The organism is Polaromonas sp. P3_C2, assembly GCF_056402675.1.
In genome coordinates, this window is the sequence record NZ_JBFUGX010000794.1 from 1 (window position 1) to 1,692 (window position 1,692).

The 1,692-nt window shown below is 61.8% G+C and carries 4 protein-coding genes; all 4 read right to left on the bottom strand.

Features of this window, described 5'->3' with window-relative positions:
* On the bottom strand, positions 1–89 hold an 89-nt coding region (locus AC1DWI_RS22035; RefSeq protein ID WP_477725773.1), incomplete at its 3' end, for a cytidylyltransferase domain-containing protein.
* Positions 90–126: 37 nt separating this feature from the next.
* Entirely contained in the window at positions 127–309 is a 183-nt protein-coding gene (locus tag AC1DWI_RS22040) for a Trm112 family protein (RefSeq protein ID WP_122956562.1), read from the bottom strand.
* On the bottom strand, positions 290–1,360 hold the full coding sequence (gene lpxK / locus AC1DWI_RS22045) for a tetraacyldisaccharide 4'-kinase (protein ID WP_477669425.1): 1,071 nt from the start codon (positions 1,358–1,360) through the stop codon (positions 290–292). The genes AC1DWI_RS22040 and lpxK overlap by 20 nt, the downstream gene beginning before the upstream one ends.
* Before the next feature lie 22 nt (positions 1,361–1,382).
* A partial coding sequence (locus AC1DWI_RS22050; protein ID WP_477725772.1) for an ExbD/TolR family protein occupies positions 1,383–1,692 on the bottom strand: 310 nt, incomplete at its 5' end.

The window sequence follows — 1,692 nt, forward strand, 5'->3', positions numbered from 1 at the left end:
ACCATGGGTGCACCGCCGATGTCGGCCAGCGGCTTGTTGGGCAGGCGTGTAGAGGCCAGCCTGGCCGGAATGAGGACGGTGAAGCTCATGCTTTCGGGGTCTTGCTTGTTTTTTTCAAGGCGCCGTTCACAGACCGAGTTCTTCATCAGTCAAGGTCCGCGCTTCGCTTTCCAGCAGCACGGGAAGCCCGTCGCGCACCGGGTAGGCGAGGCGGGCGCTGCGGGAAACAAGTTCCTGTTTTTCCCGRTCGTAGTCGAGCGGGCCTTTGGTCACAGGGCAGACCAGCAGTTCAAGCAGTTTGGTGTCCATGGCCTGATGGTAAGGGAGAAATCAGCGGGGCCAGCCGGGCATCGAGTGCGGCAAAGAACGCTGGTTCGGGCGTAAACACCAAAGGTACGGCCAGAACCTCCTTTTGTGATGTGCCCTGCAGGGCAAAAAGCTTGACGGCGTCTTTTTCAGTGCACAGCACCACACGCCCTTTGAGTTCCTCCGCTTCCAGGTCTTGATCGGTGAAGTCATGGTGGTCGGGCAGGGCCGTTGTGGCCTGCAGCGTCAGGCCGGTTTCCCTCAGCATTCCGAAAAATGCTTCAGGATTGGCTATGCCCGCAAGTGCCGCCAGAGGCCGGCCCCGCAGGCTCGCCAGCGAGACCGGTTCGTCCCGGGCGGAATAAGCTTCGTTGCTCAGTTTCCGGTTGGAAACAAACCCTTCAAATGCCGGTTTTTGCCCGGTGTGCAGCACAAAATTCAAGCCAACCCGTTCGCGTGCGGGCCAGGGCTCACGCAACGGACCTGCCGGTAGCAGCCAGCCGTTCCCCACACCTCGGTCATCGAACACGGCAATCTCGATATCGCGCTGCAGGGCGTAGTGCTGCAGACCGTCGTCACACACGACTACAGCCGTGCCCGGATATGCCGCAAGCAATGCGCGCACGGCGTCTGCACGCTTGCCGGCAACAAAAACAGGCGCACCCGTTGCGCGCTTGATAAGGGCCGGCTCGTCGCCTGTGAGGTGAGGGGATGCGCCGGGGACCACCTCCAGGCAGGCGGTGCCGTGCCGTCCATAACCCCGCGACACCACCCCCACCCGTATCTGTTGCGCCTGCAGATGTTTCACCAGGGCAATCACCAGCGGTGTTTTTCCGGCGCCGCCGGCAATGACGTTTCCGACCACGATCACCGGAACGCCGAAATGTTCGGACCGGAGAATGTGACGGCGATACAGCACCCACCGCAGCCGCACGACCAGGCCATAGGCCTGGGCCAGCGGCCAGAGCAGGCATGCCGGCCAACCCCGTTTGCGCCAGGCATTCTGCAAAATCTGTTTCACGTGATGACTGCCATTTCGCCGCGAAGGCTGCATGGAATGGGCAACCGGCCCTGGCCTATCTGGCCCCGGCCGTTGCGGCGCTTTGCGTTGCAAATGTGATTTGTGTCAGCCCCTGGCGGCGTGCGGCCTCCATGACCGTAATAACGGCCTGATGCGTGGCGTTGGCATCGGCGCTGATGATGATGACGCTTTCCTTGCCGGCTTTCGCTGCTTCGGCAAGCGCGGCTCCCAGCACTTCGATGCCACGGCCTTCCACCAGAGTCTTGTTGACCATGTAGCGGCCGTCGCTGCTCACGGCGACGATGACTTCCTTGGGATAATCGCGCTGCTGTTCGGCGTTGGCGATCGGCAGCTTGACCTGAAGT

Coding starts and splice junctions, on each gene's coding strand:
- lpxK (WP_477669425.1), bottom strand. CDS start 1,360: ATGCAGCCTTCGCGGCGAAATGGCAGTCATCACGTGAAACAGATTTTG.